General features: G+C 34.6%; 23 protein-coding genes, 1 pseudogene and 1 riboswitch. Of the genes and pseudogenes, 7 read left to right on the top strand and 17 right to left on the bottom strand.

Annotated features, from left to right (window positions below; genetic code table 11):
- Positions 1–23: 23 nt before the first annotated feature.
- Positions 24–806, bottom strand: a complete 783-nt coding sequence (locus tag AMD00_RS21595) for a tyrosine-protein phosphatase (RefSeq protein ID WP_245639579.1) — start codon at positions 804–806, stop codon at positions 24–26.
- A gap of 258 nt (positions 807–1064) precedes the next feature.
- On the opposite strand from AMD00_RS21595, the gene AMD00_RS21590 reads away from it, so the two are divergent.
- The 3 genes from AMD00_RS21590 to AMD00_RS21580 all read left to right on the top strand — a co-directional run bounded on the left by AMD00_RS21590 (position 1065) and on the right by AMD00_RS21580 (position 4525).
- Positions 1065–2750, top strand: a complete 1686-nt coding sequence (locus AMD00_RS21590; protein ID WP_053419067.1) for a methyl-accepting chemotaxis protein — start codon at positions 1065–1067, stop codon at positions 2748–2750.
- A 142-nt stretch (positions 2751–2892) separates the two neighbouring features.
- Entirely contained in the window at positions 2893–3312 is a 420-nt protein-coding gene (locus AMD00_RS21585) for a MarR family winged helix-turn-helix transcriptional regulator (RefSeq protein ID WP_053419066.1), read from the top strand.
- Between the two features lie 16 nt (positions 3313–3328).
- Complete coding sequence (locus AMD00_RS21580) at positions 3329–4525, top strand: MFS transporter (protein WP_053419065.1); 1197 nt, start codon at positions 3329–3331, stop codon at positions 4523–4525.
- A 94-nt stretch (positions 4526–4619) separates the two neighbouring features.
- On the opposite strand, the gene AMD00_RS21575 is transcribed toward AMD00_RS21580, so the two are convergent.
- From AMD00_RS21575 to AMD00_RS21565, 3 genes are read right to left on the bottom strand one after another with little or no spacing between them, the layout of a single operon-like run.
- Positions 4620–5012, bottom strand: a complete 393-nt coding sequence (locus tag AMD00_RS21575) for a VOC family protein (protein ID WP_053419064.1) — start codon at positions 5010–5012, stop codon at positions 4620–4622.
- 56 nt (positions 5013–5068) lie between these two features.
- Positions 5069–5404: an ArsR/SmtB family transcription factor gene (locus tag AMD00_RS21570; protein ID WP_053419063.1), complete on the bottom strand. Its 336-nt coding sequence runs from the start codon at positions 5402–5404 to the stop codon at positions 5069–5071.
- Positions 5405–5406: 2 nt separating this feature from the next.
- Positions 5407–5841, bottom strand: coding sequence for an SRPBCC family protein (locus AMD00_RS21565; protein WP_053419062.1), 435 nt, complete (start codon positions 5839–5841; stop codon positions 5407–5409).
- Positions 5842–6022: 181 nt separating this feature from the next.
- Here AMD00_RS21565 and AMD00_RS21560 point away from each other — a divergent pair, with 181 nt between their 5' ends.
- The 4 genes from AMD00_RS21560 to AMD00_RS21545 all read left to right on the top strand — a co-directional run bounded on the left by AMD00_RS21560 (position 6023) and on the right by AMD00_RS21545 (position 10025).
- Entirely contained in the window at positions 6023–6703 is a 681-nt protein-coding gene (locus AMD00_RS21560) for a response regulator transcription factor (RefSeq protein WP_053419061.1), read from the top strand.
- Positions 6700–8079 carry a sensor histidine kinase gene (locus tag AMD00_RS21555; RefSeq protein WP_053419060.1) on the top strand — a complete coding sequence of 460 codons (1380 nt, stop codon included), beginning with the start codon at positions 6700–6702 and terminating at the stop codon, positions 8077–8079. The genes AMD00_RS21560 and AMD00_RS21555 overlap by 4 nt, the downstream gene beginning before the upstream one ends.
- Before the next feature lie 132 nt (positions 8080–8211).
- Positions 8212–9303: an ABC transporter permease gene (locus tag AMD00_RS21550; RefSeq protein ID WP_053419059.1), complete on the top strand. Its 1092-nt coding sequence runs from the start codon at positions 8212–8214 to the stop codon at positions 9301–9303.
- Entirely contained in the window at positions 9303–10025 is a 723-nt protein-coding gene (locus AMD00_RS21545) for an ABC transporter ATP-binding protein (RefSeq protein ID WP_053419058.1), read from the top strand. Before AMD00_RS21550 ends, AMD00_RS21545 begins: the two co-directional genes overlap by 1 nt.
- A 45-nt stretch (positions 10026–10070) precedes the next feature.
- Here AMD00_RS21545 and AMD00_RS21540 read toward each other — a convergent pair whose 3' ends face one another.
- From AMD00_RS21540 to AMD00_RS21480, 13 genes and pseudogenes are all read right to left on the bottom strand, one after another.
- Positions 10071–10721, bottom strand: a complete 651-nt coding sequence (locus tag AMD00_RS21540) for a hypothetical protein (protein ID WP_053419057.1) — start codon at positions 10719–10721, stop codon at positions 10071–10073.
- 302 nt (positions 10722–11023) lie between these two features.
- Positions 11024–11575 (bottom strand): YdhK family protein, encoded by a 552-nt coding sequence (locus AMD00_RS21535; RefSeq protein ID WP_053419056.1) that lies wholly within the window; start codon positions 11573–11575, stop codon positions 11024–11026.
- Between the two features lie 169 nt (positions 11576–11744).
- On the bottom strand, positions 11745–12584 hold the full coding sequence (locus AMD00_RS21530) for a DUF2785 domain-containing protein (RefSeq protein WP_053419225.1): 840 nt from the start codon (positions 12582–12584) through the stop codon (positions 11745–11747).
- A gap of 152 nt (positions 12585–12736) precedes the next feature.
- Positions 12737–13579: a hypothetical protein gene (locus AMD00_RS21525; protein ID WP_053419055.1), complete on the bottom strand. Its 843-nt coding sequence runs from the start codon at positions 13577–13579 to the stop codon at positions 12737–12739.
- Between the two features lie 15 nt (positions 13580–13594).
- Entirely contained in the window at positions 13595–14146 is a 552-nt protein-coding gene (locus AMD00_RS21520; RefSeq protein WP_053419054.1) for a histidine phosphatase family protein, read from the bottom strand.
- A gap of 15 nt (positions 14147–14161) precedes the next feature.
- Complete coding sequence (gene fosB, locus AMD00_RS21515; protein ID WP_053419224.1) at positions 14162–14596, bottom strand: metallothiol transferase FosB; 435 nt, start codon at positions 14594–14596, stop codon at positions 14162–14164.
- A 39-nt stretch (positions 14597–14635) separates the two neighbouring features.
- The gene (locus AMD00_RS21510; RefSeq protein WP_053419053.1) at positions 14636–15160 is read right to left on the bottom strand and encodes an AAA family ATPase; all 525 of its coding nucleotides are present in this window, start codon (positions 15158–15160) and stop codon (positions 14636–14638) included.
- Between the two features lie 147 nt (positions 15161–15307).
- On the bottom strand, positions 15308–17134 hold the full coding sequence (locus AMD00_RS21505; protein ID WP_053419052.1) for an APC family permease: 1827 nt from the start codon (positions 17132–17134) through the stop codon (positions 15308–15310).
- A 109-nt stretch (positions 17135–17243) separates the two neighbouring features.
- Positions 17244–17387, bottom strand: a riboswitch (cyclic di-AMP (ydaO/yuaA leader).
- A 177-nt stretch (positions 17388–17564) separates the two neighbouring features.
- The gene (locus AMD00_RS21500) at positions 17565–18752 is read right to left on the bottom strand and encodes an MFS transporter (protein WP_053419051.1); all 1188 of its coding nucleotides are present in this window, start codon (positions 18750–18752) and stop codon (positions 17565–17567) included.
- A 175-nt stretch (positions 18753–18927) separates the two neighbouring features.
- Entirely contained in the window at positions 18928–19287 is a 360-nt protein-coding gene (locus tag AMD00_RS21495) for an MmcQ/YjbR family DNA-binding protein (RefSeq protein WP_053419050.1), read from the bottom strand.
- Between the two features lie 91 nt (positions 19288–19378).
- Positions 19379–19846, bottom strand: coding sequence for a GNAT family N-acetyltransferase (locus AMD00_RS21490; RefSeq protein ID WP_053419049.1), 468 nt, complete (start codon positions 19844–19846; stop codon positions 19379–19381).
- Positions 19847–19912: 66 nt separating this feature from the next.
- A complete protein-coding gene (locus AMD00_RS21485) occupies positions 19913–20404 on the bottom strand; it encodes a GNAT family N-acetyltransferase (protein WP_245639584.1) in 492 nt (163 codons plus the stop codon).
- A gap of 107 nt (positions 20405–20511) precedes the next feature.
- Positions 20512–21128, bottom strand: a pseudogene (locus AMD00_RS21480) (NUDIX hydrolase).
- Between the last annotated feature and the right edge of the window lie 287 nt (positions 21129–21415).

Here is a 21415-nt window from a genome sequence, read left to right as displayed (position 1 = left end):
AGTTTTAAGTTTGCTTTATAAAATTATTCCAAACAATATTCTTGTATTGCCTTCCTTTTTCCCTCTGTAAGCCCAAATTCTTTTTCAAAAAATGTACTATAATTTCCATAACGATTTTTAATGGCATCAAATGTAGCTTGTAAATATCGCTCTTTAGCACTCATAATATCACCAAAATGCTGTAATTGTTCTGAATTTAAATGTTGCGATAACATAGGAATCATCGCATCTTGTACTGGCTTCATACAATCATTTGTTATTAAATAATCCTGCATTACAACGTCTTCGTCTACACCTAAGACAAGTAAAATAAGCGCACCACCCACACCTGTACGATCCTTCCCTACCGCACAATGATGCAATAATCCAAGATTTTCAGGATCCTGGATAATGTCCATTAAACGCTTATACGATGGATTATCCAAAGGTAATTGTGCATAGAGTTCCGTAAATACGTCCGCATTAACAGTTTGTAGAAACGCTCGATTATCCATTTCCTTCAAAGAAGAAGTCGGCATTTTAAAGCCTACGTCCCCTTTTGCAGGAATTCGCTCATTGTGTACATTTTCTAATTGCGGGTCAGGCTTTGCTTCTGCTTCTTTATCATCTCGATAATCGAACACCGTTTTAATTCCTAAAGTTTTAAAAAGTTCATGATCAACTGTAGTCATCTTATGTAACTCGCCTGAGCGGTAAAACACACCGTACTTCACTTTGCGACCATCTGCTGCAGGGTAGCCCCCCATATCTCTGAAATTTACAACTTGTTCAAACGGTAACACACGATCTCTATTCTCTATAGACACAATAAAACCCAACCCTTCAATTTTTAGAATATTCCATATAAATTAGAGTAGCATTTTTCAGAGTAAGAAGAAATTTTTAAAGACACTACTTCAAATTAATACTTTTAAAACGATAAAACCATATGACACTAAACTAATTACATTTCACTACCAATGTAGATATTTTATGACTTTCAGACTAATACTTGTTGACTATTTATTGTTTTTCCATCAAAGTAATTATTATATTAAATCTAAAAAGGGAGAAGGTTCCAAAATATGTCCGTCGGCAAAAAATTAAATATAGGATTTCTCAATCTTGTTGGTTTATTAGCTTTAATAATTGTTTTATCTTACTATCAATATTCTAAAATCCAATCACAAGTAGAGGAAGCAATTGATCACCGCTTTGTTCAAATAGAAATCACAAAAGATATTCAATTTGGTATAGCAATGCAAGATTCTACTTTACGTTCTTATTTCATACAAGACATTAGCGTAAGACTTGATAATTTACATACATATCAAAACTTAGTTAGCGATAAAATTGCTGAATTATCTCAAATATCCCGTTCCGATGAAATGAAAGGCTATTTAAAAGAGACGACTAAATTTAACGATGATTTTAATATTGCAGTTGCAAGTGCATTAAAAGAATTTGATAACGGTAATAAAGACGCTGCAATCCAACTAGTTGATACAACAGCTACGAGCGCAAGCAAAGGTCTTCTTGAATCATCTAACAAAATTATTCAGTATCAAAAAGAGAAGTTACAAATTACTGGTGACGGATTAAAAGTTCTTCTTAAACAATCTCTATGGAGTTCCATAGTTGCTCTAATAGTTAGCTTAGTTCTAGGTGTATTTTTCATTAGCTTTGTTAGAAAGTCGATAACAAAGCCATTAAAAGCAGTAGTTCAATCTGCCGAGATTATTGCTATGGGTGATTTATCTCAATCGGATATTACATACAAATCTAAGGATGAAATTGGCACATTGGCAAACGTCTTCAACAATATGAAGATTACTTTGCGAGATCTCATCCATAACATTCAAACAAACAGTGAGCACCTCTCTGCATCCTCACAGGAATTATCAGCTAGTACTGAGGAAATTACTGCAGCTGGGAGCGAAGTTGCAATACGTATCCACCAAACTGCAGATATCGCTTCAATTTCTGCTTCGGCAGCGAAAGAAAGTGCTGTAGCAATGGACGAAACAGCAGCTGGTGTTCAGCGTATAGCTGAAGCAACACAGACATTACATCAAAATACCGTTAATATGACTACGACTGCAAAAGATGGTGTAGAAACAATTGATGTGGCGCAAAATCAGATGCAAATCATCTCTAACTCTACTAATTTAATCGCTGAGCTAACTGGAAAACTAAGCAAACAGTCTGAAGAAATTAGTGCTATTACACATGTCATTACGGATATTACAGACCAAACAAATTTACTTGCACTTAATGCAGCAATCGAAGCAGCTCGTGCAGGCGAACATGGTAAAGGCTTTGCTGTTGTAGCAGATGAGGTACGTAAACTTGCTGAAGAGTCGAAAAAGTCAGCGATTCAAATTGTAACACTTACTGAAGAAATTCAAAGTGATACTAAAAACGTTGCTTCCGCTGTGAGTGAAGGGCTAACCTCTGTACAAGATGGTGTTCAAGTTATTGGCGAAGCAGGAGTAGCTTTCAAAACCATATCTTCTGCTATTGAAGCCATCACTGTCCAGGTAGAGGAAATTTCCGCTACATCAGAAGAAATTTCTGCTAGTGCTGAACAAGTTTCCGCATCCGTTACTGAAATTGCAAGCGGAGCATCAGATTCATCGGATAATATAACATTAATCTCTTTATCTATTGAAGAACAAACTACTTCGATGAACCAAGTTAACTCAGTTGCTGAAGATTTAAGTACAAATGCTCAAGAATTACAAGACATGATTCATGAGTTTAAAGTGTAAAACTATAGATTAAATGCCAAGACCTTAAAAGGTCTTGGCATTTTTTTGTACTTTTTTTAACCACATCTAGACAAATGGTTCAAAAAGGTTTAGTATTTTAATAGTTACTTAACCTAACTAACTATACGGAGGATATTTCGATATGCAACCACATCAAGCTTTTTTCCATGAATACCGAATGATGTACCGCCCTTTTATTAATAAATTGAACGTTTATTTGGCGAGCCATCAACTTTATAGCTCTCAATGGGCTATCCTACGATTACTCATTAGTGAAAAATCACTTACTCTTGTTGAAATTTCCAATTCCTTAAATGTAGAAAAACCAACTACTACTAGAATGATTCAAAAATTAATTGAACTTGATTATGTAACTACCGTACCTGGTAAGGATAAACGTGAAAAAAAAGTACAGTTAACTTCATTTGGGCACGATGTGTGTAAAGATGTACAAGTAACAATAGAACAATTTCAGCTTGATGCATTAGAAGGCATAAGTGTGGAAGAGCAAATCATTGTTAGTAAAGTCCTCGAGACTGTAAGAAATAATCTATTAAAATAGGAGATGCGAATGACGAATGTCTAAAGAAAAACTATGGACAAAAGATTTTATCATTGTTTCATTAATTAACTTTCTAATTACATTAATTTTTTTCATGTTGATGGTCACTATTGCATCATTTGCAAAATCAGAATTTAACGCTTCAACTAGCATGGCCGGCTTAGTATCTAGTATTTTCATTATCGGTACATTAATGGGGCGTCTAGTTACTGGCCGAATCATTGGCGATGTTGGCAGTAAAAAAACATTATTAATCGGACTAATTGCCTTTTCAGCTACTACAGCATTGTATTTCGGTGCATTTAATCTACCACTTTTACTAGCAAACCGTTTCCTTCACGGGCTCTCTGTTGGTATTGCAAGTACTGCAACAGGTACAATCATTGCCCAACTAATTCCTCCTACACGACGTGGCGAGGGTATTGGTTATTACAGTATGAGCGCCATTATGGCAACAGCAATAGGACCATTCGTTGGTATTTTACTCACTCAAATTTTCCCGGATTTCTATATGATTTTCTTAATCAATTTAGGGTTATCTTTCATCTGCTTAGCCACTTTCTTACTAGTAAAAGTACCACAACAAGTAGCGACTAAATCTTCACAAACCGAAATAGCTTCTAATTCAGGATTTAAACTTTCAAACTTTATCGAAACGAAAGCAGTGCCTATCTCATTCGTAGCTCTAATCATCGGATTTAGTTATTCAGGAGTTATGTCATTCTTATCATTTTACTCAGAGTCTATTAATCTAGTCACTGCAGGTAGTTACTTCTTCCTTATTTATGCCATTGTTATATTACTCTCAAGACCATTTACTGGACGCTTAATGGATACTAAAGGCGCCAACATAATCGTCTATCCAAGTCTAATTATCTTTGCAATTGGCATGACATTATTCAGTCAAGCAAGCTCAGGTATTATTTTGCTTTTAGCTGCAGCATTAATCGGTCTAGGTTATGGTAACTTTAATTCCATTGCCCAAGCACTTGCGATTAAAGTTACACCTAATCATCGATTAGGATTAGCAACATCCACTTATTTTATATTTTACGATTTTGGTCTCGGTGTAGGCCCTTATTTACTCGGCTTCCTAGTACCTGTATTTGGCTATCGCCACCTATTTCTTTCAATGGTAATAGTCATCTTAATTTCAATTGTTCTATATTATTTTCTACATGGTCGAAAAGATAAAGCTCTTTTACAAGCTTAATACAAAGAAAAGGTTTTGCCCCACTTCAACGTTAGGGCAAAACCTTTTTTCTTTGAAAATTTTGATTACAAGAAGTTTTAAACTCATTATTCAATCACTCAAATGTAAGTTGCCAAGAGACACCAAATTGATCAACAAGCCAACCAAACTTTTTGCTAAAGCCATAATTACCTAATGGCATTAACTCACTTCCTCCATCAGATAACTTGCCGTATAAATAATCTATTTCCTTCTCTGAATCACAAGTAATATAAAGAGAGAATGAAGGAGTAAACGTGAAATCGTGTTGTATATTACTATCAATACAAAGAATCTCCTGTCCTTTCAATGAAAATGCAGCTTTCATTACACTCCCCTCAGTTCCAGTTCCATTAGCCTCATAGCGGATAATATGCAAAACTTTTGAATCTGGAATTAAAGAAACATAATAATTCATTGCTTCCTCAGCATTCCCTTGAAACATTAAAAACGGCGTTACTTTTGTCATTTCCCCCACCCTTTCCCTTCACTTACTATCAATTGAACAGTTTTTACATTTACCAACTATTCCGTATCTGTCATCATCTCTTTTTCTACAACGTACTTCAATTTTGTTAACTTGTTATTCCAAAATTGCTCATAAAAAGCTAGCCATTGTTTCAATTCAGTTAATGGTTCAGGTTGTAGCATATAGATTTTCTCTCTACCCACTTTTGTACCACTAACAAGCTCCGCATCTGCAAGTACATGAAGATGCTTTGCAATTGCTGTACGACTCATATCAAAATGAGTCGTAATTTCTGCAATGGATCGTTCCTTTGTAGCTAATAAATGTAATACTTCTCTACGTGTTGGATCAGCAATTGCTTGGAACACATCATACTTTTCTGCAGCTGACATACTTAACCTTCAACCACTTGTTTGAATTTATGCTGAACAATTCCAACCCAACCTTGTTCCATGGTATCTCGAATAATAGAGCTTGGTTGTTGTGCTTTCGTTACAATAGTATCTGCATACTTCCATCCACCGTGAATAAGAGTAAATTCTGTCTTCTCTCCTAATGCTTTTAAAATGAAAGTTACAATCCAACCATCAATATCCCATTCAAAAGATAAGCGATTTGGTTCACTGATTTCGATTACTTTACAAGGTGAAGGTCCAAACGGAGATTGCACTTGGAATTCATATCCCTTTTCCAATTTAAAATTATTTGGCATAAACCAAGCTTCAATTCCTTCTGCCGTCGATACATAATCCCACACCTTTTGAATAGGTGCATTTACGAGTACTGTTTGTTTTATATCTTGTAATGTCTCTTGCTTATTATTTGTCATTGAAATTCTCCTTTTCCTACCACAAATATACAACCAATTGGTTTCGCATTAAAATTATATACAACCATTTGGTTTCATGTCAACAAAAATTGCTGACCTCATCTTGTGATTTTAATTATTTACTAAAGTAATATATGATTATTAGACAAAGGTACCGTTTTTAATTGGAGGGGCTAAATAAATGACCAGCATTCTAATTGTGGATGATGATGTAAATATTCTAAATTTGGTAGAGGTGCATTTACAAGATGCTGGATACCATGTATATAAAGCAAATGATGGTGTGGAAGCATTGCGCATTCTTAAAGGGATACTCTGTGATTTAGCAATTATCGATGTGATGATGCCCTATATGGATGGCTATTCTTTAACAAAAGAAATACGCAAGCAGTACGACATTCCTGTCATCTTACTAACTGCCAAAAACCAAATTACCGATAAGGAAAGAGGCTATGACTCCGGTACAGATGATTATCTTGTAAAGCCATTTGAACCACAAGAATTACTATTTCGTATTAAGGCATTATTACGCCGTTACGATAAACATGTCGAGAATTCTGTCGTTCGTCTAGGTGACATCTCAATAAATAAATCAAATTATGAAGTGCAAATTGGTAATCGTACAATATTTCTACCATTGAAGGAATTTGAATTGATGTATTTTTTAATGTCTCATCCTAAACAAGTATTTTCTAGGGAGCATTTAATTGAACAAGTTTGGGGATTAGACTTTGCAGGTGATGATCGCACGGTCGATGTTCATATTAAACGGCTACGTGAGCGTTTTTCAGATCTAACAGATACCATTCAGATTAAGACTGTACGCGGGATTGGTTACTTATTGGAGGACAAAAGTATATGAAATCCCTCTACTTTAAATTCATTATGTTGACGATAGGCATTATGCTCCTAAGTGGCATGCTATCATTCTTTATATCCAATACTTATTATCAACAAAAGCTAAAACCATTTAACGATGCAAAGAATACACAAATTGCTTTAGATATAGCTGAATTTGCCGAAAAACATCCGACCACTGACTTGAAGGACTATCTCGAAAATCTGTCATTCATCGGTTATCAACTATACTTGGTTGATACATCTCGAAAAAGTACTTATTTCGGTGCAGATTTTCGCGTGAAGGAATTGCCAAATTCTACAATAGATCAAGTATTAAATAATGAGATTTACCACGGGCTTCTTCATTTCCCACAAGAAACATTTGTCACTGGATTTTTTGCAAATGAATTGAGAAATACGATTGGAGTACCATTAACACATGATAACAAACAATATGCACTCTTCCTTAGACCAGACATAAAATTACTTTTCAATGAAATGCATATTTTATTTGGTTGGCTATTTGCTTTAACAATAATACTAAGTATTTTAATGGTACTCATCAGTACAAAATATTTAGTACAGCCTATTACTAAATTAACAAAAGCGACGAACTCGTTAGCCGAAGGGAAATTTAATGTTGAGCTAGATATTAACCGAAATGATGAATTAGGTAAGCTAGCAAAAAGCTTCTCTCATATGGCAAGTCAGTTAGAACAATTCGATGATATTCGAAAAGAATTTATCTCAAATATTTCCCATGACATCCAGTCTCCGCTTTCGAACATTAAAGGATATACAAACTTATTAGGAAAAGATGAACTGCCATCTGAAGATAAAGAAAAATATATTGCAGTTATAAATGGAGAAATTGAAAGACTCTCTACTCTAACCAAGCAACTACTACTCCTCTCATCTTTAGATCAGAATGAAGATATTATGAAGAAAAAATCATTTAATGTAGCAGAGCAACTTAAAGAACTTGTCCGCCAATATCAATGGGCTATTGGAGAAAAAGGAATTATGCTCAGTTATTCTCTACCAGATTTCGAAATAGTAGGCGACCCTTTACTACTTAACACCGTATGGGACAACCTCTTAACGAATGCGATAAAGTACAATAAAGAAAATGGAAGCATTGATCTAGCAATAGCAAAAAAAGATTCATCCGTTATCGTCACTTTCCAAGATAAAGGAATAGGTTTATCTAAGAATGAAATTGATAGGATATTCGATCGGTTCTACCGTGTAGATACTTCAAGAACCCATTCTGTTGAAGGCTCTGGTCTTGGTTTATCCATCGTTTCATCCATCATCAAATTGCATAATGGGAAAATTGATGTTATAAGTGAAGAAAATAAAGGTACGATCTTTTCTGTGACATTACCCATTCAATAATATTGTCAGTTATTATCTTGTGGACTTCTCCATAAATAATAACTGACTTTTTTTGTAACTTCTTATTCATCTTCCGTTCATATTCAAGATGTACATTATGGATGTAACCAAGAACAGGAGGATGAAGTAGATATGTTTTCTCTTTCATTAAAAGAAATTCGGTTTTTCAAGCTTAGATATTCATTGATCGGTTTTATCATGTTTTTCGTTGCAGCGTTGGTGTTTATCATTAGTGGATTGGCAAACGGTTTGTCATCAGATAACGCATCTTCTATTCAGAACATGAATGCACATGCATTTTACTTAGACAAAGATGCAGACAATCGCCTCGATCGCTCTCGCTTTGATGAAAAAGTCTTATCAGATATAAAAGACAATAAAAACCTGCAAGCAGTCGGTCTACAAATGCTTTCTTTAAAGGAAGTAGACTCAGATAAAAAAGTCGACGTAAGCATGATGGGCATTGACCCAAATAGCTTCCTAATGCCTAAAGTAACTGAAGGCTCAACTATTAAATCATCTAAAGGACCAACAATTGTTGCCGATGACTCATTAAAAAAACAAGGAATTGAAATCGGTGATAAATTATACGAAGAAAACTCAGATATTACTTATACAGTAGTTGGTTTTACTGAGAAACAAACGTTCAGTCATACACCAGTAGCTTTTGTAAACAAAGAAAGCTGGGAAAACCTTTTTCCATCAAAACAAAAAGTATCCTATAACACGATTGTTATAAAGGATGCTAATAAAGATTTACAAGAAGATGTTTCATCTACTATAAAAGATGGGGTTTGGGCAGAAAAAGGCGATGTTATTAAAGGCATACCTGGTTACGATGCTGAACAAAAATCATTATTCATGATGTTGGCATTTCTAATCGTAATAGCAGTATTCGTTTTAACAGCCTTCTTTTATATTATGACGATTCAAAAAGTTAACCAATTTGGTGTCTTAAAAGCAATTGGTGCAAAAAACGGTTTCCTCATTGGTTCTACAATTATCCAAGTAATTATCCTATCCATTGTAAGTATTGGTGCAGCAATCGGTTTTGCAGCAATCTTGCAAGCTATTATGCCAAAAGGTATTCCATTCGTCTTTGACTTTGGTGTAATCCTTATATACTCTGGTGTTTTATTTATCGTGTCGATTTTCGGTGCGTTACTTTCAAGTGCTAGCATTGTAAAAGCGGATCCGTTACAAGCTATGGGGAGGGCAGAATAATGACTAAAATTCCATTAGAATTAAAAAATATTCGTAAAGTATTTCAAGACGGTGAACAGGAAGTTGAGATTTTACACGACCTCAATTTCCAAGCAATTAAAGGTGAGCTTATTGCTATACTCGGTCCATCAGGTTCAGGTAAAAGTACACTACTATCTATTGCAGGTGCACTTCTGAGCCCAGATGGCGGAGAAATGATCGTTAATGGTGAAAATATAGCAAACTATAATGACAAGCAAAAAGCAGATGTACGCTTACATTCAATCGGCTATATATTCCAAGCTTCTAATCTAGTTCCTTATTTAAAAGTAAAAGATCAGCTTAAATTAGTAGCTGATCTTGCAGGCTCTTGGAATAAAGAAACACAACAGAGAGCAGATGAACTATTAAAATCAGTAGGTCTTGCTCATCGCGCAAATCACTATGTACAGCATCTATCTGGTGGTGAAAAACAACGTGTCGCGATTGCACGTTCATTAATGAACAATCCTGATATTATTCTTGCTGATGAGCCAACTGCTAGCCTTGATTCTGAGCGTAGTAGCGAAATCGTTGCACTCATTGCAAAAGAGGTAAAGGAAAAAAATAAAGCAGCTGTGATGGTAACACACGATGAAAGCATCTTATCTTATTGCGATAAAATTTATGAAATGAAAAATGGCCAGTTAACATTAAGAACAACATTAAAAACAACATTAAAAACAACATTAAGAACAACTTAAATAAGGAGACACGGTTCATTACCGTGTCTCCTTTTCACTGTCATTTTACTTTTTTATAAATTTACTTTTTAATATATAAACTTCTTTATTAGCCGATAGCTCTTTAATCAATTTTTGGGGATTCTCGCTAAGTTCCTCATAATTGTGAGGTTCTGTTTCATTAGAATATCCATGAATCATATAACCTAAAATCATTTCAGACTCAATATTTTTCTCAGCTGCAATTGTACTTTTCCATACCGTAAAAGTCGGTTCGGATGGCATTTTTGGAAGCTGAGTTCTTATACTACTTGAGTTACTTCCATTACTAGAGGTTACACTCAAACTTAATATATTTTCTGCATTGGATTCAGCTTTTTTAATTGTATTCATAATGATGGTACCACTACCTTTCACTTCAGAGTTAAGGAGTAAAACTTCTGAATCGGCTAACTTCCCCTTTTCATATGCCTCAACCCATAATCTTAAGTGATTGTACGATTTATCTATTTGGTATTCATAAATAAGATATTGTTCCGTAGTTCTATCTAATATAGTTTCTTCCCTTGTGGTTAACTTAGGGTATTTCATCATATTTTTTCCTGTAAACATAACTTGCTGTTCAATCGGTTTATCAATAGCTTTTTCTGCAATACTACAAGCACCAAGTAACAATATAAATCCTATTAATGTTGCTCCTCTTTTTAATGTGCTCATTCATCCCCCGTCCTTCTATAAGATGCATAACTTGCATCTTAACACTCAAATAGCAATTCAAATTTCATAGAAAGTTTAACTTCTATAATATTTTCTGCAGAATCATTTAGATTCTAATACTCTATATAAAATTTCCCCTTTATTTTGAGTTTAACTTTAACAATCTATAGAGGTGTAAAAAATCAAAAATAGTATATACATACATATTTTCATTTTCACTTCCTCTACTTTGTAAGTCTTAGAATTATTATTCTACTTAAATAAAAAATACCCTTCAGATTTAGCAATCTAAAGGGCAAATATTATTTAGCTTTTATTTCATTCTCTGTTAACCACTTATGGTTTTCCACTGCCTTACCACCAGTAGTTGGTTTGTAATTAACCATATATACAGTTGTTGGCTCTGCAGAGTCGATTTTGGCAGCAGCACCATACATGCCTTCCATATGTGAAGCCATTATCTTAACTTCTGTACCAGGTTTCAGTAATTTATCACCCGCATCAACAATTTCTTGTTGAATAAGCCACTTATGATTCTCCACTTTTCCCTCACCATTTGTAGGTGTATATGAAATAGCATAGGCATTTGTATCAAAAGCTCCTACTATTATGGCTTCTGCACCTTTCATACCATCCTTATGGCTTGTTTCGATAATCACTTTACTTCCAACTTTATATTTTGGATTTTCCTCTTCTTTTAAATCAGCTGGTATTTCCGCTGATACAGAATGGTCCATATTCATTTCTTTATCATTTACCTTCGTATCTGTTTTTTCATTATTACCAGTACAAGCGGCTAATGTTAATGCAAAAACTAGTAATAGTATTCCTATTAAAATCTTTTTACTATTCATTATTACTCTGCACCCTCCTAGTCGAAAATACGTTTTAAATATTTTCCCCAACTAGTATGTACCGTTCCCTATATAACAAAACTCAAACTTTCTAACACACTTTAAAAGGCTTTATATCATTATCTAGTCTAAACTCTCTAAGCTATCATAATTAAATAATCCTTCATAATTAACCTAATTTAAAATGTTTAGCGATTTGCATATATACAACGCCTTCTAATTTCGGCATACTCTTCTTAATTTTCAATGCAAAATATAATGTTTTCATAAAATGAAGCGTACAAGTTCTCGCTTTAAAATACGATGGATCATACCCTATGCTATACAGATGATGATCTAGCTTATCAAAAACTTGCTCTGCCCATTCAACGAATACTTCTTCTGAAACACCTTTTTTCATCATTTCTTCTATCACAATAATTAAACGCTCTTCTTCATCATCTATATAGACGGCATTTTTCCATAGGCATGCTTTAATAGCTTGCAGTATTGGTGGCGCCATGCGCAGTTCAAAGGCTGGATGACGGACCGTTGCAGCAGCTAAGTCCGCACCGTGTGCTATACTGTGTGCCCATCCCTTACCATCTATAAATCCCCGAACATCTCGCTCTTTTTGTAAATAATGACCGCTTTTTTCTAAATATGTAGTCAATGCCTCATCAGGTAAGAATCTTAACTCTGCATCTGTTGTTAAAATACCTGTCAACAACAACGCTGAAAAAGAACGCGTTAATACTGTATCAGTCTGTTCATCACCGATTTGGAAAAATAAATTTTTTTCCGATACAATTTCTTTATACAAATACTGCATTTGCTCATGTGAGAGTAACTGCTCCCCAAGCATTTCCATAAACGTTCTATAAATCAGTTGATCACGTAATTCTGCATCGACAGCACCTATTTCCTGTAACATATTGAATAACAACTCGTCGCCCTGCTCAGCAATTAGAGTTTTACGCTCTAATATAGACATTGATACCCAATCAATTAAAATCTGCTTTAAATCCATAACAGCCTCCATTAATTCCCCTCATTTGTCACTGTGTACATTATGCCATGAACTCTGAAACAGCTGCAGTAGAAATTAAAAAGCCACCTATCTTTCGAACATTGATAGGTGACTTAGATGTAGGATTAAACGATATTTCTGTGATTACATCATTATAATTCAGTTAACCATTTCTCAACCATTTGTTTAAAATCATCTCTTCCCCAAGCAGTAATTGCTTCTATTTCTCCTAAAGTAGCTACCTGTTTTTGAAAGAAATCCTCTGCTAAAAAGTAAGCAAGGCGCGTGTGTTCAAATCTCTTTCCACCGTTAATAGAAAACCACTCGTAAAACAATTCTTTGGAGTTTAATCTTTGATAATCTTCACGAAAGGCCCTTTTTATATCATCAAAATTTACCTGAGCAAACAATAACCATTCTGCTCCATCCACATCATAAGAAAAATACTGATGTGGCAATAGATTTGGTACAGCCTGGCGAGACAAATGCGTAGCAGCGCCTTCTTGGTTTAGCCAAATGAGTGGGTTGCTCCATTCTATTTTTGTCCAATCTATTTTGTTCTTATCTGAAATAATATTTTGCGTAGCATGACCAAACTCGTGCGCCACAATATATTCTAAATGATTAATTTCTGGAGATAATTTCTCTAGCGCAAAACTGATGTCAGGAATAATTTCTCTATATGTATAAGCATTAGAACCATAACCACCAATCAATAAATTTACATCCAATGGATACTTAACGTTATATTTTTCTTTATAGGTTGATTCCACTCTTTCAATAATTGAAACTATTGTTTCTTTAACTAATCTAATACTTTCGAATTCATGTTCATATTTACTAATCGATTGTAAATGGCGTTCTTCTGTATCTTTGCAGTGATACAAAAAATACTCTTGAAATACTTTCGGATACTTGTCATAGTATCCTTTTAAAAAGCTAATCGTTGGATTGTAATTTTCTAAAAAATATTCAGTCGTATCGATTATTCTCATCTACTAATCTCCCCCCTAATAAACGTGTTCTATCTTCATTAAATTTACACTATCAAATGACAACTTATAAATATCTGGCATTTGTAGCTCTTTCCAAAATGTAAAATCATATTTCGCATCAAAGTAATTCATAATCAATACCATCAAATTCCCATGTGTTCCAATCACAATATTACGATTTTGATAAGTATGTAAAACATCCATCAAACCTTCTATACCTCTGGCTTGGGCTTTAAAATTGGATTCCCCATTATCAAATGCGAAATCTGGTTCTTGCCAAACCTTTGTTATTGCTGCAGTAAAATCCTTTACTTCTCCTTGAGCGAGCTTACGCTCTTGAAAAGTCTCATTTAGTTTAATTTCAGCTTTATTGTATTTTGCTAGAGGCTCAATTGTTTGAACGGCTCTTCTATATGGGCTAGATATGAATGTATCAATTTTCTTCAATTTAAGCTTTTCTAAAATGTTCTTGGCATCTCTTAGCCCTGCTTCTGATAACGGTCGTGTTACTTCATCCGATGTATACACTGAATGCGCATGCCTTACAAAGTAAACATTTGTTGTCATCTCAATCTTCCCTCGCTATTGCGGTTTACTGTCATTAAAAAATTCCATATGCTTTTTATCCTGTATGTAATAATCCATTCTGTCTTGTAATGTACCTGTATGAAATTCGAACTTATGACCATCTAAATCTGTAAAGTAAATAGATTTCTTATCCCGTTGATCTCTTTGTCTACCAGATAGTATATTTACATTTAAACTTCTAAGCTTTTCATACATTTCATCGAAATCCGAATCTTTTATGGTGAATGCTATGTGAGTATAGGACTGGTGTATTTCATTGCGGGATATATCTTCTTCATTTAATGCTAGCCACATACCACCGACATCAAAATATGCTGTAGCGCGCCCTTTTACTAATAACCTTGCATCAAATACATTTTGATAAAATTCAATGGATTTCTCTAAATTTGAAACCGAAAATAAGAGGTGATTTATACCTTGAATATTCATGAAAACCGCCCTTTGCCAATTCATTTTCATCTATTAACATTAATTTAATTTCTCAACAATCTCCTCGATTATTTCAGTTAAATTTTTGTCCTCTGTATTAATATAATGCGAAAAGTCATTGTTTTCGTATGAAGCTAAACATTTATCTGTCTGCTGAAAACACCAATCCCCAATAACTTCTCCTCGTTCTAACAAACGTTTATGAATTGTCTCTTTAGTAGCTGTTAAGCAGAAATGATACACTTCTTTATCCACTTTATATAAGCCTTTCATGATTTCAGTGAAGTATTCAAAGTTCCTAATAGTCATTGGGACAATCAATGTCTTCCCATACTGCTCATGAAGGCATCTTGCTGTTTCTACAAATAACTTTCTCCATAAAATAAAATCCTGAAAATCTCCACTAGGGGCCTCTTTTTCTTTTATATCATTTGGTAACATATGTCTGAGCATATATCCCACTACTTCCGGGTCAAAAATAAGACTCTCTTCTAAATTTTCATGCAATTGTTCCGCAACGCTTGTTTTCCCAACACCAAAGGCGCCATTAATTAAAATAATCATAGTTTCTCCTTTTTTATATTTAGACTTTTTTATTTACAAATAAAATTAAAGCCCTGTAATTAAATACAGGACTTTAATTCATTTAAGCTATAAGGATAAGGATTTTCTTTAAATTATATATTCTGTAAAACTTTATAAAATCCTCTTTTATTTTTGTAAATGGTATGGAACTGTGATGAGGACTACATTTCTCCGATACAGTAAAGAGGTGTGTATTAACAGACTCGACTGATTGTGAAGAATATTTTGCCAACCTTTCTTAGGTAAAAATTGTGGAATGATAACAGAGACTTGATAGTTCGACTTGCTCGCTAGTCTTTCAGCTTTGTCTATGAATTTCGTTAATGGTTGCACAATACTGCGATAAGGAGAGTACAATGTCACCAACTTCACATCGGGTTGCCACTTCTTCCACTGTTCCTCAAACTTTCTCGTATCCTCTCTTTCAAATGCAATATATACTGCAATAATTTGATCAGCAGACAACGATTTGGCGTAATTTAATGAATTTCTTACAACCTTCGTAATGCCTGCGACAGGAACAATAATAACATTACCTTCGATTGGTGGAATTTCTTCATCAGCTATTAATCTAAGCTGCGGTCCCACCGAATCGTAATGTTTTTTTATACGGTGGAAAGCAAAGATAATGATTGGTAAGAAAATAAACACTGGCCATACAGCAGGCAACTTTGTCACGAAAAACACAATTGTTACAACAAATGATATCGCCGCTCCAACCGAGTTAATGATTAGTTTTGTTACCCAGCCTTGAGGTTTTTCTCTTATCCATTTCACGATCATTCCTGTTTGAGACAATGTGAAGGGTATAAAAACCCCAACAGCATATAAGGGAATTAAATTCTCAGTAGTACCATTAAATACAATGATTAATAGAATTGCTGCCAAACTCAATAAAATAATTCCATTAGAATACCCTAAACGATCTCCTCTAATTTGAAACATTCTAGGAATAAATTTATCTTTTGATAGATTTACAGCTAGTAATGGGAAAGCAGAATACCCTGTATTAGCAGCAAGCACTAATATTAACGCTGTTGTCCCTTGAATGAAGTAATAGACCAGATTACGCCCAAAGCTTACTTCAGCGATTTGGGATACAACAGTTGATGTCGCGCTCGGTGTAATACCGTAATAAAAAGCTAGGAAAACAATACCTGAAAATAAAATCGCTAGCAAACCACCCATTGCCATTAAAGTTTTTGCAGCATTTACAGGTGCAGGTTCTTTAAAATTTGGAATGGCATTCGAAATGGCTTCGACACCAGTTAAAGCAGAACTACCTGAAGCAAAAGCTTTTAATAAAATAAACAGGCTTAGCCCTGCGACAGGGGTACCAATTGATGTATGCAAATCCGATGGAACATTACCTGTCACAACATTAAAAATTCCTACGCCAATCAAGATAAATAACGCTAACACAAATAAGTACACTGGATATGCTAAAACAGAAGCTGATTCCGTCACGCCTCTTAAATTCAAAATCGTTAGTAAGATAACGAATACAATGGCAATCTCCACATTATAATCATGGAGACTTGGAAGTGCTGATGTTATAGCATCCGTTCCAGCAGATACACTAACAGCCACCGTCAATATATAATCGACTAATAATGAACCACCAGCAACAAGACCTGGATTAACCCCGAGATTTTCCCTCGATACAACATAAGCTCCTCCCCCATGAGGATAAGCATATATAATTTGACGATATGACAGTATAAGTGCTGTTAAAAGAATGATGACGCCAATTGCAATGGGTATCGAATACCATAGCGCAGCTGCTCCAACTGTCACTAAAACGATCAATATTTGCTCAGGACCATACGCTACAGAAGATAACGCATCTGATGAAAGGATCGCCAAGGCTTTCGTTTTATTTAACTTTTGTTCACCCAATTCAGTCGATTTCAAAGGTCTACCAATCAACATTCTTTTCAATGAGGCTTTCATTTTTCTCACCCAATCTAGAGGATTTTTAACTTTTAGAGAATAAAAAAAGCCTACAGGTCATCAACAAATAGACCTGTAGACATTAGGATTCCTGTCTAACAAGCTCCACTTTCCTTCTCATATAACGCTTACGAGGTTAGCTGTCGGATTCGGGCCTTGAGTAGCCCTACCTTCTTTAAAGGATTCACCCCTAGGATTACATTACAATCCACGAAAATGGGTCCCCCGTGTTTCACTTCAGCGATTTAGAAATTTGAAACTGATGTAATATTACTCCCAAGTTTTAGAAAAGTAAATAAATATTTTTTCAAAAATAAAAAGTGACATTTCTCAATGAGAAGCCACTTCAATCTGAAAACATACTATTCTAGTTTACTTGCCTAATTTGGTACGTTTATTAAATAACCTCTAACTTTTCAATTAATCAATACTAAACAAGTTCATCCCCTGGAACACCAATATTAGATTTCCTCATTAGATATGTAATACATAGCGTCAATACTATACTCACACAAAGTAAAATTACTTTAGCATCGACGTAATCAAATAAAGCACCAAAAATTAATGCACCAATAGGACCTGTACCAACCGATAACGTTTCGATAATACCAAATACTCGGCCACGGTACTCATCATCGATCGATCGTTGAAGCACTATACCAATCGGCGTATTTGCACAAACACCCATTGCTGAAAACAAGATCATTAACACCATATAGAAAACGAAAGTGCTAATACCATTAAAATCCATAAACAAAGGAATTGTAATACTAGCAACGACTGCACACATCATAAGCGCAGCACGTTTTACAAAATGCAACGGTGATTTCAAATCACTGCGAGTAGATAAATAAATAGAAATGACAAGCATACCAATTGCTCCGGCCCCTTGAATAATACCTACTTGAGTTGATGGTATACTTAATTTTTCCACTAAGATAAATACGAGCCCGACACTAACGGCGGAAAAGAAAAAGTTCATCCATAGTGTTGTCATTAAAAGTGTTTGCACCAGTGGCTTCGTACGTAAATACTGGAATCCTTCTTTCATGCTCGCTACCATCGATTCTTTTCTCTTCTTCACAGGTACTTCAAACAATGTAAAATCCATTGTAGCTTCTAAACATAACGCGATAACATAGGCTATAAACATCGTCATCAGGAACACTTCCATTGAGACAAATCCAAATAACATGCCTCCAATAGACGGCCCACCAATTGCGCCGATAGAATGTGACACCTGATTAAAAGAAACCGCCTTCTGTAAACGTTCCTTTCCGACTAAATTCGGTATAGAGCTTGAAAAAGCAATCCCATTAAACGCTCCGAACGTAGAAAAAATCGCCGTAATTGTATATATGGCAGGTACTGATATTCCGTACATCAACGTATAAACAATCAAAATACCCACTGACAAACTAATACCAACCATACTTGTTACAACAACACGCTTCTTTGGAAAACGATCCGCCACATACCCCGCAACTGGTGCTGCTAAAGCACGAGGTAGTACATTAAATAGAATATTCGTTGCAAAGCTAAGTGCTGAACCCGTAACTGATAATATGTATAAACTCATTCCAAAATTAAACACGCCAAAACCAAGTGACGTCAACATCTTGCTCACTAGAAAGGTATACAAATTGCGCTGCGCCTTTCTCGACTGGCTCTCTCTCAAATTACCCTACCCTCTAACATCCATTATTTTTCGGTTCCCGTAATAATTTATTTTACGGTTTGAATGTATCGAAGTCAAAGTACCCTTTAGATTTATTATAAAAGTACTTTATAGGTTATTCTGCAACAATTTCTTTTTGTGCTTTTTTAGTTAATTTCTCAAAAACTAAATTATACGAATGTACAATTAAGTTTTCGAATATATCAATAGATAAATCAGATTCCAAATATAATGAATTCCAGTGTGTTTTATTCATATAATACCCTGGAACAATACTATTGTAAGTCTCGCGTAACTCTACAGCCCGATTAGGCTCACATTTTAAAGTTATGATGGGCTTTCTTTCAGCATCTCCACCTAACATTGCAAACATCTTACCACCTACATGATAACGATCCGCTTGCCAATCCACTTGATAATCATGCGTTATACCCGGTAATCGTTCACAAATTTCTTGTAATTTTTCCTTATCCATTGAGATTACTCCTTTTATAATATAGTCATTTCTTTAATGAGCCGAGATAATTTTTGACTATTTTCCATTTCCTTAACCATTATAGATTCCCCTACTTATTCATTACGATAAAATCTGTTGAGTCGTTACTAAATTCCATCAACTTAGTAAAGCCGAGTTTTTCATACAGATGAATAGCTCTATGATTAAATTTAGCAACCGTTAAACGTATTGGTAGAGAATTCTCATTTTGAATATGATTCAATATGAATGCAAAGAAGGTATAACCATATCCTTTACCTGTTAATCCTGGCTTCATTCCTATACCAATATCAACTCTTTCCTCTACATAGGCACCAAACATAGAACCAATTGGTACTTGCGCTGACTGTCCAATACAATAAAAGCCAACCAATTCTCCATTAGCATTTGCTACTGAATAATATGGATTTTCTAGCATTTCATTTAATGAATCAGTATCTAAATCATTGTTGTAAAAATCATATGGTGCTTCATATCTCCAACTTAAAATTTCTTTTGCAAAATCGATATTCATTTTACCAACAAATAATTGCTGCATCGAATCACCTCATCCATTTGCTATCAACTCTTGATAATTACCTGCTGTTTTAACCTAAATAATAAATCATAGTAATTTATACATATATAACTCATTCACAAACTCACCATCAATCAATAGCGCCGCAACTTTTTCGCCTTCGAGTTCAAATCCCATTTTCCGATATAGAGAGTAAGCAGGTTTGTTATCTCGAATCACTGTTAATTCTATCCGCTTAAATGATTTACCTTCCACCCATTTGAATATCGATTGAAAAAGTTTTGTTCCAATGCCTTGACCACGCGCCTTTTCTGATATCCCCACTACAATCCTGCCAATATGCTTTCTCCGTTCAAGATCATCTGAAATTAAGCCTAAATAGCCAAGAAATCCCCCTTCTTCTTCCGCAACTAAAAAGACGGAACGCTCATCATTTGCAAATCGTTCTAATACTTTACGCTGCATTTCAATCGTTGTTGTGCGTTCTCCAGGATTAAATAACATACGATTTGAATCATCAATCTCTTTTAATAAAATTAAAAATTCCTCTGCATCTGCAACCAGAACTTCACGAATCACCAAAGTAAATCCTCCTTCAAAAAGCGTCAGTAATTACGATTTGCAACCAGTAAACGTTTGAATTTTTAAAATGATAAAAATGAATGTCTTAATTACCATTAAATAAATTAATCTAAATAAACGGGTTCTTGTGGATTATTTAGACTTTTAAATATCCATTCAATTTGAGATTGTGTATTCCGCGCTTTTGATAAGGATGGCAATTCATTTTCAGAGAAAAACGCCACTGCATTAGTTTCAATACCCTGCATTGGTTCTCCTCCAATTATTTCACATTGAATAAACATTTTATAAACATGATAAAGAGAGGGAGGATGTGGATGACATTTCTTATCTAGTACGCCTAATAACTTAACTGCCTTTACATCGAATCCTAATTCTTCTTTTACTTCTTTTACTGCAACTTCACTTGGCGTCAGTCCAATGTCAGCCCATCCCCTGGTAGTGCCCAATCACCATCAGCATTTTCTCTAACCATTAATAATTTATTATCTTGAAAAATGACTGCCCTTATATCTACTTTCGGAGTGGCATAACCAGTTTCATTTACAAATAAATCCTTTATTTTCGTCTTATCAATTCCTGTTTGATACGACAGCATCTCCACGCTAATTTCCCTTATTAGCTCAAACCTTTCCAAATCGTAGACATCCTTTGAATAAGTTAACCCCGCCTGTGCTATAGATTGAAGCTGTTTCGCCCATTGAAGCCATTTAGGTTCCATTGATCCTCACCATCCTAACTAATTACATATAATTACATTCAATTATATAAAACACCTGATAACTGTATATTATTCAAGAAAAGAATTTACTTGGAAGTTAATTAATTAAAATAGAATCTCTACATTTATCCCAAATAAAACGAAGATTACGGACATTATTTTCTTCTATCCCCCCTAAATTTCCTGGACATTCTATGTAAGCATCCAATTTTACTTTTGCTATAGTGATATTAGAACTAAATTGATTAACTATTTTGATAATTTATTCTAAATATCTCTTTATAGAA

Origin of the sequence: Viridibacillus arvi, assembly GCF_001274945.1 — a bacterium.
In the GTDB taxonomy this organism is placed as follows: Bacteria; Bacillota; Bacilli; order Bacillales_A; family Planococcaceae; genus Viridibacillus; species Viridibacillus arvi.
The sequence above is the reverse complement of the archived record's forward strand: the minus strand, read 5'-3'. Positions and strand labels throughout refer to the sequence as shown.